Annotated in this window: 13 protein-coding genes; 3 read left to right on the top strand and 10 right to left on the bottom strand. The window is 66.4% G+C overall.

What is annotated here, in order from left to right; genetic code table 11:
* Positions 1 to 17: 17 nt before the first annotated feature.
* The gene (gene mutM, locus VFA60_07890) at positions 18 to 836 is read right to left on the bottom strand and encodes a bifunctional DNA-formamidopyrimidine glycosylase/DNA-(apurinic or apyrimidinic site) lyase (protein ID HZQ91695.1); all 819 of its coding nucleotides are present in this window, start codon (positions 834 to 836) and stop codon (positions 18 to 20) included.
* A 169-nt stretch (positions 837 to 1,005) separates the two neighbouring features.
* On the opposite strand from mutM, the gene VFA60_07885 reads away from it, so the two are divergent.
* Positions 1,006 to 2,412: an adenylosuccinate synthase gene (locus VFA60_07885; GenBank protein HZQ91694.1), complete on the top strand. Its 1,407-nt coding sequence runs from the start codon at positions 1,006 to 1,008 to the stop codon at positions 2,410 to 2,412.
* A gap of 56 nt (positions 2,413 to 2,468) precedes the next feature.
* Entirely contained in the window at positions 2,469 to 2,759 is a 291-nt protein-coding gene (locus tag VFA60_07880; protein HZQ91693.1) for a putative quinol monooxygenase, read from the top strand.
* 161 nt (positions 2,760 to 2,920) lie between these two features.
* Here the strand turns inward: VFA60_07880 and VFA60_07875 are convergent, their stop codons facing one another.
* The 8 genes from VFA60_07875 to VFA60_07840 form a co-directional block, all read right to left on the bottom strand.
* The gene (locus tag VFA60_07875; GenBank protein ID HZQ91692.1) at positions 2,921 to 3,109 is read right to left on the bottom strand and encodes a 2-hydroxymuconate tautomerase; all 189 of its coding nucleotides are present in this window, start codon (positions 3,107 to 3,109) and stop codon (positions 2,921 to 2,923) included.
* A 63-nt stretch (positions 3,110 to 3,172) separates the two neighbouring features.
* The gene (gene ndk / locus VFA60_07870) at positions 3,173 to 3,601 is read right to left on the bottom strand and encodes a nucleoside-diphosphate kinase (protein ID HZQ91691.1); all 429 of its coding nucleotides are present in this window, start codon (positions 3,599 to 3,601) and stop codon (positions 3,173 to 3,175) included.
* An 89-nt stretch (positions 3,602 to 3,690) separates the two neighbouring features.
* Positions 3,691 to 4,578, bottom strand: a complete 888-nt coding sequence (sucD, locus tag VFA60_07865) for a succinate--CoA ligase subunit alpha (protein ID HZQ91690.1) — start codon at positions 4,576 to 4,578, stop codon at positions 3,691 to 3,693.
* Positions 4,575 to 4,925 carry a VOC family protein gene (locus VFA60_07860; GenBank protein ID HZQ91689.1) on the bottom strand — a complete coding sequence of 117 codons (351 nt, stop codon included), beginning with the start codon at positions 4,923 to 4,925 and terminating at the stop codon, positions 4,575 to 4,577. Before VFA60_07860 ends, sucD begins: the two co-directional genes overlap by 4 nt.
* On the bottom strand, positions 4,922 to 6,139 hold the full coding sequence (gene sucC / locus VFA60_07855; protein ID HZQ91688.1) for an ADP-forming succinate--CoA ligase subunit beta: 1,218 nt from the start codon (positions 6,137 to 6,139) through the stop codon (positions 4,922 to 4,924). Before sucC ends, VFA60_07860 begins: the two co-directional genes overlap by 4 nt.
* Before the next feature lie 165 nt (positions 6,140 to 6,304).
* The gene (locus VFA60_07850) at positions 6,305 to 7,363 is read right to left on the bottom strand and encodes a M48 family metalloprotease (GenBank protein ID HZQ91687.1); all 1,059 of its coding nucleotides are present in this window, start codon (positions 7,361 to 7,363) and stop codon (positions 6,305 to 6,307) included.
* The gene (locus VFA60_07845) at positions 7,360 to 7,782 is read right to left on the bottom strand and encodes a hypothetical protein (protein ID HZQ91686.1); all 423 of its coding nucleotides are present in this window, start codon (positions 7,780 to 7,782) and stop codon (positions 7,360 to 7,362) included. The genes VFA60_07850 and VFA60_07845 overlap by 4 nt, the downstream gene beginning before the upstream one ends.
* Before the next feature lie 104 nt (positions 7,783 to 7,886).
* Complete coding sequence (locus VFA60_07840; GenBank protein ID HZQ91685.1) at positions 7,887 to 9,917, bottom strand: adenylate/guanylate cyclase domain-containing protein; 2,031 nt, start codon at positions 9,915 to 9,917, stop codon at positions 7,887 to 7,889.
* A gap of 146 nt (positions 9,918 to 10,063) precedes the next feature.
* Here VFA60_07840 and trpD point away from each other — a divergent pair, with 146 nt between their 5' ends.
* Positions 10,064 to 11,173, top strand: coding sequence for an anthranilate phosphoribosyltransferase (gene trpD, locus VFA60_07835; GenBank protein ID HZQ91684.1), 1,110 nt, complete (start codon positions 10,064 to 10,066; stop codon positions 11,171 to 11,173).
* A 131-nt stretch (positions 11,174 to 11,304) separates the two neighbouring features.
* Here the strand turns inward: trpD and VFA60_07830 are convergent, their stop codons facing one another.
* Positions 11,305 to 12,738, bottom strand: a complete 1,434-nt coding sequence (locus VFA60_07830; GenBank protein HZQ91683.1) for an MBL fold metallo-hydrolase — start codon at positions 12,736 to 12,738, stop codon at positions 11,305 to 11,307.
* Between the last annotated feature and the right edge of the window lie 43 nt (positions 12,739 to 12,781).

Below are 12,781 nucleotides of genomic sequence, written 5' to 3'. Positions count from 1 at the left end.
CCTTGAAACCTCGAAACTTACTTCTGGCAGCGCGGGCAGTAGTGCGAGCTGCGGCCGCCAATGACAACGCGCTTGATGGCCGTGCCGCAGACCAGGCAGGGTTCGCCTTCGCGCCCGTAAACGCGGTGCTCGAGCTGGAAAAAGCCGGCGTCGCCGTTTGCGTCGACATAGTCGGAAACCGAGGAGCCGCCGGCGGCGATGGCTTCGTTGAGGACCGCCTGGAGCCCGTCGAAGAGGCGCTGCATCTCGTCGCGGCGCACGCGGGCAGCGCGGCGGCGCGGGCGGACGCCGGCGCGGAACAGCGACTCGTCGGCGTAGATGTTGCCCACGCCGCGCAGCAGCTTCTGGTTCAGGAGCGCGCTCTTCATCGGCGTCCTGCGGCCGCGGAACAGGCCGGCGAAGAGTTCGAAGCCGATGTCGAGCGGCTCGGAGCCGGCGGTGGTGAATCCGTTGCCGCGGACGACGCTCAGCTTGCCGAACATGCGGGGATCGACGAAGCGCAGCTCGCGCCCGGAGGCGAGATGCGCGACCAGGTGCGTGTGCTTTTCGACGGCGTCCGATGGCTGGCAGACCAGCAACCGCCCGGTCATGCCGAGATGCACGATCCATTGCGCCGGCCTGGGCGCGCCGTTGGGCGTTTCGAGGTCGATGACGATGTGCTTGCCCATGCGGCGCACCGCAGTGATGCGCTTGCCGGTGAGCGTGCGCGCGATCTCCTTCGCGGGCGACTTGAGCGGCTGGCTGCGTTGGCCGATCCAGACCGACTCGATCGCCTCGCCGATGATGCGCCGGGCGAGGCCGCGCGCGATGGTTTCGACTTCGGGAAGCTCAGGCACAAAGACAGTTTCCAGTTTCGAGTTTCAAGTTTCAAGTTGGCGCGCTGGCGCGCGGCAATTTAGAATGTGTTGTTAACAGTTCCTTTCGCGCGCCTATCCTGGACATTGCAGAGTTGAGAAGGTCCCGGGAGAGTTGTGTGCGCGGCTGATGAACAGATCGGCAAACGCAATGAATCCAGCAAAGACCGCCGTGATCGTGGGCGCCCAGTGGGGCGACGAGGGCAAAGGCAAGATCGTTGACGTGCTGGCGGAGAACTTCTCCGTGGTGGCGCGCTACGCGGGCGGGCACAACGCCGGCCACACGGTGATCATCGGCGGCAGGAAGTTTGTGCTCCAGCTTGTCCCCTGCGGCGTGCTGCGCCAGGGGCGGCGCTCGGTGATCGGCAACGGAGTGGTGCTCGATCCGATCGCATTCCTCAACGAGGTGAAGGGGCTGGGCGAGGCGGGCGTGGACGTGAGCGGGCGGCTGTTCGTCTCAAATCGCGCGCACGTGATCCTTCCCTATCACCGGCTGATCGAACTGGCGGCGGAGAACGCGCCGGGGCGGGTGAAGATCGGCACCACGTCGCGCGGCATCGGGCCGGCGTACGAAGACAAGATGGGCCGCCGCGGGCTGCGCGTGGCCGACCTGCTCGACCTGAAGCTGCTGCGCACCCACGTGGAGAACGCCTGCCGCGAGAAAAACCTGATCGCGCACGCGCTGTTCAACTCCGAGCCGCTCGATGCCGACAAGATTTACGAAGAGTACGCCGCCGCGTCGGCGGAGCTGGCGCCGTTCGTGGCCGATACGGCGGCGCTGCTGAACGAAGCGCTGGCGCGGGGCGAGTCGGTGATGTTCGAGGGCGCGCAGGGCACGATGCTCGACATTGACCACGGAACGTATCCGTTCGTGACGTCGTCGAGTGCGACCTCGGGCGGCGCGGTGACCGGCACCGGCGTTGCGCCGACGGCCGTCGGCATGGTCATCGGCGTGACCAAGGCGTATTGCACCCGCGTGGGCGGCGGGCCGTTCCCAACCGAGATCAGCGCTCCCGTCGCGGAGACGCTGCGCGCACGCGGCGCCGAATACGGCGCGGTGACGGGGCGTCCGCGGCGCGTGGGCTGGGTGGACCTGCCGCTGCTGCGCTATGCCGCGATGATCAATGGCGTGCGCTGGTGGGTCGTCACCAAGCTCGACGTGCTCGATGAGCTCGCCGAGGTTCCGGTGTGCGTGGGCTACAAGATCAACGGCAAGAAGGTGAGCGAGGTCCCGGCGCACGCCAGCGGCTTCGACACCATCGAGTGCATCTACACGAAGATGCCGGGCTGGCGCACGCCGACCGAGGGCATCACGCGCTTCGACCAGCTGCCGCAGAAGACGCGCGAGTATCTGCGATTCGTGGAGCGCGAGAGCGGCGCGCGGATCGGAATGGTCTCGACCGGGCCGGACCGCAACCAGACCATCCTGCTGGAGGAGTTCGCCGCGGAGCTGGCGCAATTGGCGCCGGCGCAGCGGGCGGTAGCGAAGGCAAGGCCCGCGGTGAGAGCGAAGCGCCCCGCGAAGGCGCCGCGGCGGAAGGCGGCGAAGGCGAAGTAGGGCGTTGCCCGTTGTTCGTTTCCCGTTGTTTGTTCCGCGGTTCATGGAGAAACACCATGGTCGTGCTGGCTGTAACGTGGGTGGCGAAGGCGGGAGCCGAGGAGAAGGCGGCGGCGCTGTTTCGCGAGCTGACGGAGAAGTCGCGGCGGGAACCGGGTTGCGCGATGTACATCGTCCACCGCAAACAGGACGATCCGCGGACGTTTTTCATCTACGAGCAGTATCGCGACCAGGCGGCGCTGGAGGCGCATCGGGCCTCGGCGCACTTCCAGGACATCGCGCGCGGCTCGTTGCTGGAAGTGGCGGAGAGGAAAGAAGGCGCGCTGTATTTGCCACTGGAGCAGTAGCGTCCCCCTGCGGGACTCGGACCAACATCGCATGCCACCCAGGGCTCACGCTTTGGGCTGCCGAATGCCGCGCGCGAAAGCGGGCCTCTGAAGGCCCGTAGCGACGTCAACGTCTCTGGCGCAGGAAGACGGGGCAAGCTGCGTCTGTACAACGCAAGCCATTATTTCCGATCAATCACCAACTGGCCGCCGTGTGCGAAGGAGTCCTTCTCGGTTTCGATGAAGGCGACGGTGGTGTCTTCCCGGCGGGCGCCAATTTCCTCGACGATGATCTGGGTAATCTTCTCGGCGGCGCGGCGCTTCTGCTCGGTGCTGCGGCCTTTGACGAGCGTGATTTCGACGTGAGGCATTGCAAATTCTCAGTTCTCAGTTCCCGGTTCCCAGTGAAAAACAACTGAGAACTGAGGACCGGTTTATCGCGCCAACTCGTATCCCGCGAAAAAGTAGCTGACTTCGAAGCGCGCGGTGTCTTCGGCGTCGGAGCCGTGGACGCAGTTGCGCTCGATGCTCTCGGCGAAGCGCCTGCGGATGGTGCCTTCCTCGGCGTTCGCCGGGTTGGTGGCGCCCATCAGCGTGCGCCACGAGGCGATGGCGTTTTCTTCCTTCTCCAGCGCCATGACGACGACCGGGCCGCTGGACATGAATTTGGTCAGCGAGGCGAAGAACGGTTTGCCGGCGTGCACGGCGTAGAAGCCTTCGGCCTGCTCCTGCGTGAGGTGCAGCATCTTCATGCCGACAATGGCAAAGCCGTTCTTGAGGATGATGGAGATGATTTCGCCGGTGGCGTCCTTGGCGACCGCGTCCGGCTTGATGATGGCGAGCGTGCGTTGCAGTGTTTTCATTCCCTGGTTCTCAGCTCTCCGAACAAGCAGTTAGGCTGTAGCAATTGGCACTTGGCCGTGGAGGCCTCTGCCGGGTTGCGAAAGCGGCATCATGCGCGCGCCGTCGCGCCGATGGCGGCGGCCAAGGTTTCGCCGATGGCAGCAGGCGATCTGGCCACGCCGATGCCGGCGGCTTCCAGCGCGCGGATTTTTTCGGCGGCGGTGCCGTGTCCGCCGGAGATGATCGCGCCGGCGTGGCCCATCCGGCGCCCCGGGGGCGCGGTCTGTCCGGCGATGAAGGCGACCACGGGCTTGGTCATGTGCTGCTTCACGAATTCGGCGGCGGCTTCCTCGGCGTTGCCGCCGATTTCGCCGATCATGATGACGGCTTCGGTCTCCGGGTCGGCCTGGAAGAGGCGCAGAGCGTCCACGAAGTTGGTGCCGATGATGGGGTCGCCGCCGATGCCGATGGCGGTGCTCTGCCCGATGCCGCGCTGCGTGAGCTGGTGCACCGCTTCATAGGTGAGCGTGCCCGAGCGCGACACGATGCCGATGTTTCCTTCCTTGTGAATGCGCGCCGGCATGATGCCGAGCTTGGCTTTTCCCGGCGAGATGATACCGGGGCAGTTCGGTCCGATGAGGCGCGACTTGCCGCGGCGCGCCAGGAATTCGGCGGCGCGCACCATGTCGAGCGTCGGGACGCCCTCGGTGATGCAGACGATCAGCGGCAGGCCGGCGGCGGCGGCTTCCATGATTGCGTCGGCAGCGCCTGGCGGCGGAACGAAGATGAGCGAAGCGTTGGCGCCGGTCTTGGCGACCGCTTCCGCCACTGTATTGAAGATCGGCCAGCCTTCGTGCGTGGCGCCGCCCTTGCCGGGCGTGACGCCGCCCACAACCTGCGTGCCGTAGTCGGCGCTCGCCTTGGCGTGGAAGGTGCCTTCGCGGCCGGTGAGGCCCTGAACGAGGACGCGCGTGGATTTATCGACCAGGATGCTCATTTCGATTCCGAATAGACGCCGATGATGTTTCCTTCCAGGTCCGCAATCCACGCATATTCACTTTTGCCGCCGTCCATCGGAATCGGACCCACCAGCTTCTTGCCTCCGGCCGATTCCGCCTTGGCGATCGTGGCGCGGATGTCGCCCACCATGACGTAAAAAATCGTGTAGTTGTGCGGCAGGTGCTCGAGCGGGTTCAGGTGCCCGCCGACGTCGGCGCCGGTGCGGATCATCTCCTGTCCGCTCTTACCGATCTCGAAGCGCCAAGCGAATACAGACGAGTAAAACTGCTTTGCCTTCGCCTGGTCGCGGCAGCCGATCTCGAAGTGGCAGATGGGATTGCTCATGCTTTCCCCGCCGCGGCGACAACTTTTTCCGCCGCATCCTTCATGGTCTCGGCGACGATGAAGTTCAGCCCGCTGTCCTTCAGAATCCTGCGGCCTTCCTCGACGTTCGTTCCTTCGAGGCGCAGGACGATGGGCAGCGTCATCTTCTGATTGCGCGCGGCCTGCACGACGCCGGTGGCGAGCGTGTCCACGCGCAGGATGCCGCCAAAGATGTTGATGAGCACGGCGCGTACGTTCTTGTCGCTGAGCAGGATGCGGAACGCGTTTTCTACCTGCTCGGCGTTGGCGCCGCCGCCCACGTCGAGGAAGTTGGCGGGGCGTCCGCCGGCGTACTGGATGATGTCCATGGTGGCCATCGCCAGGCCGGCGCCGTTTACCATGCAGCCCACGTTGCCGTCGAGCTTGATGTAGTTCAGGCCGTACTTGGAGGCCTCGACCTCGAGCGGGTCTTCCTCGCTGATGTCGCGCAGCTCGCGGAAGTCCTTATGACGATACAGGGCGTTGTCGTCGAAGTTGACCTTGGCGTCGAGCGCGAACAGGCGCCCGTCCCGGGTGGTGATGAACGGGTTGATCTCGAACAGCGACGCGTCGGACTCTTCGAAAGCGCGGTAGAGCGCGCTCATGAATTTGACGGCGAGCGCGACCTGCTCGCCCTTGAGCCCGAGGCGGAACGCGAGATTGCGCGCCTGGAAGGGCTGAAGGCCGAGCCCCGGCTCGATGGATTCCTTCAGGATGGCGTTGGGATCGCGCGCGGCAACTTCTTCGATCTCCATGCCGCCCGCGGCCGAGGCCATGAACACGGGACGGCCGGCGGAGCGGTCCACCACGATGCCCAGGTAAAGCTCCCGTTCGATGGGCAGCGTTTCTTCGATGAGCAGGCGGCGAACGTCTTTGCCTTCGGGGCCGGTCTGGTGCGTGACCAGCCGCATGCCGAGCATCTGCGCCGCGATGGCGCCGGCTTCCTCCGCGGTCCTGGCGATCTTGACGCCGCCGCCCTTGCCGCGTCCGCCAGCGTGGATCTGCGCCTTCACCACGACGCCGCTCGCGCCGGAACTGAGCAGGTTCTTGGCGGCGGTCTCGGCTTCCTCGCGGGTGGTGGCCATGTCGCCACGAGGCACGGCGACGCCGTAGCGCGCCAGCAGGTTCTTGGCCTGGTATTCGTGGATTTTCATGCGTTGATTGCGGGTTGCAGACTTGCCGTGGAAACCAACGATTCTATAGGACGGGATGCGAATGCGGCAAACCAGACTTCAAACCGCGAAGGATGCGGCGAAAATCAAACGCGTTCCACACAAAGGACACGAACGGCACTCGAAGGGCTTCGGCCGCGATCCTTCCGGTCCCCCGAGTGTTCTTCGTGTGAGGGGCCTGGCGCGCCGCTATTGCGCGGGACGGACCTTCACCCTGGTTCCGGGCTTCAGTTTTTTGCCGCCGGTGATGGTGACGGAGCCGCCGGTGGCGCCGACCACGCCGTCGAGTTCCTGCGGCGCGGCGGCGGCGGGCGTCGCGCCCTTCGCGCCGGCCGTCACGACGGACGGTTCGGGCGTGCCCGGCGGCATGCCGGCGAAGGTGCGCGGGTTGACGAACTTGTCGAAGCGCGGCTTGTTCGGCTGGCCCGGATCGGTGTAGGTGGCCAGCAGCGCGTTCTGCGCGGCGATGCGGTTGGCGAGCGGCGGGTGCGTGGAGGTGAGGATGCTGAATTTCTGCGGGTTCGGGTTCTGGTCGGAGAGCGCCTGCAGGAAGTCGCGCAGCCCGGCGGGCGCGTATCCGGCCGCGGAGGCGAACGCGAGCCCGCGGGTGTCTGCTTCCGACTCTTCGGCGCGGCCATAAGGCGCGGTGAGGAGCTGGGTGACGATCGTCGCGCCGGCCTGGAGGAGTTGCTGTCCGCCTGGAATCGAGTTCGCGGCAGACTGAGCAGCGCTTGTGTTCTTCCCTTCCTGAACGATGAACGTCATGTTGCTCTTCTGACGTACTTCCCTCTCGACATGGCGTCCGTCAACGTGCGCGACCTCGTGGGCGAGCACGCCGGCAAGCTCAGACTCGTTGTCCATGAGCGAGAGCGCGCCGCGGGTGATGAAGATATAGCCGCCGGGCGCGGCCATGGCGTTGACGACTTCGGTATCAAGGATGGCGAAGTGATACTGAATGTCGGTACGGGCGCCGGCGCGAGCGACCGCGTTGCCCACCAGGTTGACGTACTTGGTCATGTCCGGGTTTTCGTAGAGACCAAACTGGTGGATGAGCTTGGCGGCGGTGGCTTCGCCGAAGGCCTGCTCCTGCTCCGGCGTCCAGGGCTTGTTGGCTTCGGCGACTTTCTGCGCCTTGTCGAGCTTGTCCTTGTGCTTCGTGACCGAATCAGGGAGTCGCGGGAACTGCGCCGCGGCGGAAGCCGCGAGCCCCAGCACCAGGACGGCGATGGAAAGCGCGCGGCTGTTCATCGCGCCACCGCCGTTCCGCTCTTCAGCTTGCCTTCCTTGATGAAGGCGTCGAGCTCGGACTGCGAGACGACGTAAACCGACATCTGCAGGACCTTGTTCGTGTCGTCGCCGGTGGGCGGCGTGTTGAGCCGGGCCACGTCCACTTTGCCGGCCGGGTCCACTCCCTTGAATCCCTGGGAAGACTGGTCCTTGGGCTGGCGCCGCGCGACAACGGACACGTTACCGCTGAGCACCGGCTTGGGCTGGTCCTGCTGTTGCGCTGGCTGCTGTTGCTGCTGCTGATCGTCGGGGGGCGGAGCTGGCTGCTGCTTCTGGTCAGGCTTCTTCTGCGAGCGGCCCTGGGGCGCCAGCGCAAAAGCCAGCGGAACCAGGATTGAGGTGGCGAGCAGTACGGCAAGGACAGCATGAAGGAATCGCATCCGACTTCTCCGGCTGAGTGCGCGGGCCGCCGCCGCGCTTCTGGTCTGGCGCGACATTCTAACCCAAGCTGGAAGAATCCCGGCGCTGTTTTCTGCGCGATTGGTCAGTCGTCGGCGCGGGCTGAAACGGTCTGTGCCGCGTCCGGAGCGGGTTTCGCGGCCGGCGAGGCGCCCGCCTGTCCGAGGCCGTTCAGTTCGTAGATGGCGGTTTCGATCGTCTTGCCCTTTACCTTGACGCCGCCGAGCGAGCGCACCTGGGCGATGTCGCCAAGCCGGGCGAGGGTGAACTCGCTGATGATGATGTGCGCCTTGAACTCCTTGTTCAGGCTCTCCAGCCGCGCGGCCAGGTTCACTGGGTCGCCGATGACGGTGAACTCGATCTTCTTGCCCGCGCCCACGTTGCCGAACACAACTTCACCGGTGTTGATGCCCACGCCGATATCGAGCTGCGGCAGGCCTTGTTCCTTCCAGCGAATGTTGAGTTCCGCCAGGCGCTCGAACATTTCCAGCGCGGCGCGGGCGGCGAGCTCGGCGTGGTTCTGGCCGGGATTGAACGCGCCCCAGTGGGCGAGGATGCCGTCGCCGATGAACTTATCCACAACACCGTGGTACTTGAAGATCACATCGGTCATGGCGTTGAGGTAGTCGTTGAGCTGCGAAATGAGCTGAAGCGGATCGGAAGCCTCGGTGAGCGTGGTGAAGTTGCGCACGTCAGAGAACAGGATCGTGAGGTCGCGTTTCTCGCCGCCGAACTCGATGTCGTCGAGGTGGTCGAGCACGTATTCGACCAGCTGCGGCGCGATGTAGCGGTCGAGCGTGCCGCGCGTGCGGCGCAGTTCGCGTCCAGTGGTGGCGTAGCGGACCGCGCCGCTGGATGCGTACGCGAGGCCATAGGCCACCAGCGGCGCGGCCATCGGCAGCCACACGTGCCAGCGGCTGAAGACGGCGAACGCGGCGCCGGTATAGAGCCCGGCCACGGCCAACGCGAACGCGGCGCCAGGAACCGTGCCGCTGATATACACCAGGATGCCGGCGCCGATGGCGGCCAGCAGCACCACGGCAAGCGGCAGGACCCAAGCCGGGGCGATGCGAATGCCATCGCCGTGCAGGAGATTGTCGATGGCTGTGGCGTGCGCGATGAACCCCGGGGCATGCGCGTCCATTGGCGTTGGGCGGACTTCATAGGCGCCGGTCGCGCTGGCGCCGATGATTACGATCTTGTCGCGAAAGAACGCCGAGGGATACTTGCCGCGGTCCTGCGGCAGGCAGTTCTGCGGATACATCGAGCAGATCACTTCCCAGAACGATACCCGCTGGTAGGCCTGCGAACCGCCACGACGCCACGCCAACAACAGCCGCCCTTCGTCATCAATCGGGACGCGAATGGAATCGGCAATCGCCGACCTGCCTTCGCGCGTGAAACCGCTCGACTTGGCCCGTCCGGCGGCGGCGTCCACCACGCGGACGGGAAATGACGGCACGCTGTGGCTGCCGAACAGGTGCGCCAGCGGCATGCGCCGGGTGGCGCCGTCGGAATCGGGAAGTGCCGTGATCGAGCCCAAGCCGGCGGCGGCCTGGGTGAGCTGTTCCAGAGGCATGGTGACGGTGTATTCGCTCTTCGGCGTCAGCTCGCCGATGCTGCGGGCGCCGGCGGCGGAGGCCTCGCGATCGAGAGACTGCCAGGCGCGCGCAACTTCGGGATCGTCGGTGTTCTCGCCGGTGGGAACGAAGGCGTAGGCAAGCACCACGTTTCCGGCGGCGTGAACTTGAGCGGCGAAATCGCTGTCCACGGCGTCGGACTCTTTGCCCTCAAAGATGCTGTCGAAAGCGATCGTCCGCGGACTCCCGCGATGCAGGTACCAGATGAGCTGCGTCCAGACGGCACGGCTCCAGGGCCATCGGCTGAGGGAATTCTTCAGGTTCTCGAAGCTGACGTTGTCGATGTCAACGATGACGATGCGCGGGTCGGGGGGCGAGCTGCGGGCGGCGTAGCGGGCGCGGGCGTCGTAGGTGCCGGTCTCGAGCCAACGGAGCGCGCCGGTGGGCGCCAGCAGCAGCACGAAAGCGGCGGAAGCGGTGGCGGCGAGCAGTGCGCCGCGGACGAATTGGCGTCGAGATCGCTGAAGGCCCGCCATAGCAGCCGGTCCTGGAGCGAGCGGCGGCGCCCGCCGTGCGCCGCGCCCCGGTCCGCAGGAAAGTCCGGAGCAGTAAAGATACACCGAATCGGCGCGGCGGCTGTTTTCGTGTTGGGCGCATTTATGATGGAAGCGAAGCCGGCGTGATGCTCGAGCAGGCCATCCAGCGGATCGTGGGACAGCGCGCCACGCTGTCGCGGGAAGAAGCGCGCGCGGCGATGGGCGAAGTCCTGGCCGGCCGTGCGAGCGGCGCGCAGATTGGCGCGTTCCTGGCGGCGCTGGCCATGCGCGGCGAGACGGTGGACGAGATCGTGGGATTCGCCGAGGCGATCCGCGGCGCGGCCACGGCGCTGCGTTTCGGCGCGGCGGGCGAGGCCGGCGCTTCCACGCTGGACGCGAGCGGCGCCGGGCGCGACGCGCTGCTCGATGCTTCCCTGCTCGACACCTGCGGAACCGGCGGCGACGCGGCGGGCACGTTCAACATCTCGACGGCGACGGCGCTGGTGGTGGCGGGCGCGGGTGTCCGCGTGGCCAAGCACGGCAATCGCAGCCTGAGTTCGAAGTGCGGCTCGGCCGACGTGATGGAGGCGCTCGGCGTCAGCGTGGACCTGGCGCCGGAGCAGTTGGCCGCGTGCTTGGAGCAGGTGGGCATCGCGTTCCTGTTCGCGCCGGCGCTGCACGCGGCGATGAAACACGTGCAGCCGGTGCGCCGTGAGCTGAAGCTGCGCACGGTCTTCAACCTGCTCGGGCCGCTGACGAACCCGGCGGGCGCGTCGTGCCAGGTGGTGGGCGTCTATTCCGACGACCTGGTGCCACGGTTGGCCGAGGCGCTGCGAATGCTCAAGGTCACGCGCGCGCTGGTGGTCCACGGCAACGACGGGCTGGACGAGATCACGATCACCGACTCGACGCGCGTGGCCGAGCTGCGCGACGGACAAATCACGCTCTACGAGGTCACGCCCGAGCAGTTCGGATTGAAGCGGGCGTCGCTCGCCGACATCGCCGGCGGCGATGCCGCGGAAAACGCGATGCTGATCCGCGAGGTGCTCGCCGGCGGCAGGTCAGCGCGCCGCGAAGTGGTGCTGCTGAACGCGGCGGCCGCGCTGGTGGCGGCGGGCCGCGCTGCGACGCTGGCCGAGGGCGTACCGCTGGCGGCCGAGTCGATTGATTCGGGCGCGGCCCGGCGCAAGCTGGAAGCGCTGGTGGAGTTCACGCGGACCAAAGCGGCCACCGCCGGTGAGCGCGCACCGGGCTGAGCCAAACGCAGACAACTTGAAGGATCGGTCGTACCGGGGCCAAGGCCCCTCTCGCGCGCGGTCTTGTTTCACCGGCCTGAAGGCCGGCGCTTCCACCATTCTCACCGGCCTGAAGGCCGGTGCTTCCGCTGTCACACGCTCACCTTCTGCATCCACTGCGCGATCTGGACGTTCCACTTCATCTCTTTCGCGATCGCGGACTGCAGCTGCGCGGCCGCGGGCGGTTCACCGTGGACGAGGTAGGTCGTCCTGGGCGGCTGCGGGAAGGTGTGCAGCCACTGGAGCAGCTCGGGCGTGTCGGCGTGGTCGCTGAACTGTTCGAGGGCGGCGACCTGGGCGCGAATGGGAACGTCGGTGGAAAAGATGCGCAGCGACTTGGCGCCGCTCTTGATGATGGCGCCGCGCGTGCCCGGCGCCTGGAACCCGATGAACAGCACGACATTGCGCGGGTCGGGCAGGCGCAGCATCAGGTGGTGCAGGATGCGTCCGCCGGTCACCATGCCGCTCGACGACACGATGATCATGGGCATGCGCGCGTCGTTCAGCTTCTTGGAGTCCTGCTGCGTCCTGTCGCAGTAAAACCCTGGCCAGTCCAGCGGCGAGCCGTAGCGCTCGACGAGGGCGCGCGCTTCGGGCGTGAACTCGTCCGCGTGCTTGAGGTAGATCTGGATGGCTTCGATGGCCATCGGACTGTCGAAGTGCACGGGCACGCGCGGAACCTGGCCCGACTCCATCAGCTCCTTCAGCATGAAAAGAAATTTCTGTGTGCGCTCGACGGCGAAGGCCGGGACAACGACCGTGCCGCCGCGCGCGACGGCTTCGCGGATGAGGCGGGCCAACTCGGGACGCGCGTCCGCTGCCGGGTGCGCGCGGTTGCCGTAGGTGGATTCCATCACCAGAACGCCCGGCGGCTCGGGCGCCGGTTCGGGCCCGCACCCGACGACTTTGCCCGGCGCCTCGCGGTTGCTGCACACGCGCCCGATGTCGCCGGTGAAGACGAGCTTGCGCGGCGGGCCATCGTGCGCCGGAAGCGTGATCTCGGTCATGGCGGAGCCGAGAATGTGCGCCGCCCGGAAGAAGCGGAACGAGAAGTCCGGGCGCAGCTGCTTCACTTCGCCGAAGTTCACCGGCTGGAACTGCGCGAGGCACTGCTGCGCTTCGGCGAAGGTGTAGAGCGGCAGCGCGGGCGTGTGCTTCGACGTTTTGTGCTTGTTGTGGAACGCGGCTTCTTCTTCCTGCAGGTGGCCGCTGTCGGGCAGCAGGATGCCGCACAAATCAATCGTCGCCGGCGTGGCGTAGACCGGGCCGCGGAAGCCCTGCTTCACCAGCCGCGGAATCCAGCCGGCGTGGTCCATGTGCGCGTGCGTAAGGATGACCGCGTCTATGGCCGCCGCGTCGAGCGGCAGCGGCTGCCAGTTGCGCTCGCGCCATTCTTTCTGGCCCTGGAACAGGCCGCAGTCGACCAGCACTTGCAGGCCGTCGCCGGGGCCGTCGGTGGAGGTATTGATGAGGTGCTTGGAGCCGGTGACGGTGCCGGCCGCGCCGAGAAACTGTATGTATGGCATCCGTGGTTTGAATGAGTTTCGAGTTTCGAGTTTCAAGTTTCAA

This window comes from Terriglobales bacterium, assembly GCA_035651995.1.
GTDB lineage: Bacteria > Acidobacteriota > Terriglobia > Terriglobales > Acidobacteriaceae > DASRER01.
The sequence above is the reverse complement of the archived record's forward strand: the minus strand, read 5'-3'. Positions and strand labels throughout refer to the sequence as shown.

What these genes read in the sequence shown, in the direction of transcription:
- VFA60_07885 (HZQ91694.1), top strand. Translation starts at nt 1,006, where the DNA reads ATGAATCCAGCAAAGACCGCCGTGATCGTGGGCGCCCAGTGGGGCGAC.
- VFA60_07880 (HZQ91693.1), top strand. Translation starts at nt 2,469, where the DNA reads ATGGTCGTGCTGGCTGTAACGTGGGTGGCGAAGGCGGGAGCCGAGGAG.
- VFA60_07875 (HZQ91692.1), bottom strand. Translation starts at nt 3,109, where the DNA reads ATGCCTCACGTCGAAATCACGCTCGTCAAAGGCCGCAGCACCGAGCAG.
- ndk (HZQ91691.1), bottom strand. Translation starts at nt 3,601, where the DNA reads ATGAAAACACTGCAACGCACGCTCGCCATCATCAAGCCGGACGCGGTC.
- sucD (HZQ91690.1), bottom strand. Translation starts at nt 4,578, where the DNA reads ATGAGCATCCTGGTCGATAAATCCACGCGCGTCCTCGTTCAGGGCCTC.
- VFA60_07860 (HZQ91689.1), bottom strand. Translation starts at nt 4,925, where the DNA reads ATGAGCAATCCCATCTGCCACTTCGAGATCGGCTGCCGCGACCAGGCG.
- VFA60_07850 (HZQ91687.1), bottom strand. Translation starts at nt 7,363, where the DNA reads ATGAACAGCCGCGCGCTTTCCATCGCCGTCCTGGTGCTGGGGCTCGCG.
- VFA60_07845 (HZQ91686.1), bottom strand. Translation starts at nt 7,782, where the DNA reads ATGCGATTCCTTCATGCTGTCCTTGCCGTACTGCTCGCCACCTCAATC.
- VFA60_07840 (HZQ91685.1), bottom strand. Translation starts at nt 9,917, where the DNA reads ATGGCGGGCCTTCAGCGATCTCGACGCCAATTCGTCCGCGGCGCACTG.
- trpD (HZQ91684.1), top strand. Translation starts at nt 10,064, where the DNA reads ATGCTCGAGCAGGCCATCCAGCGGATCGTGGGACAGCGCGCCACGCTG.
- VFA60_07830 (HZQ91683.1), bottom strand. Translation starts at nt 12,738, where the DNA reads ATGCCATACATACAGTTTCTCGGCGCGGCCGGCACCGTCACCGGCTCC.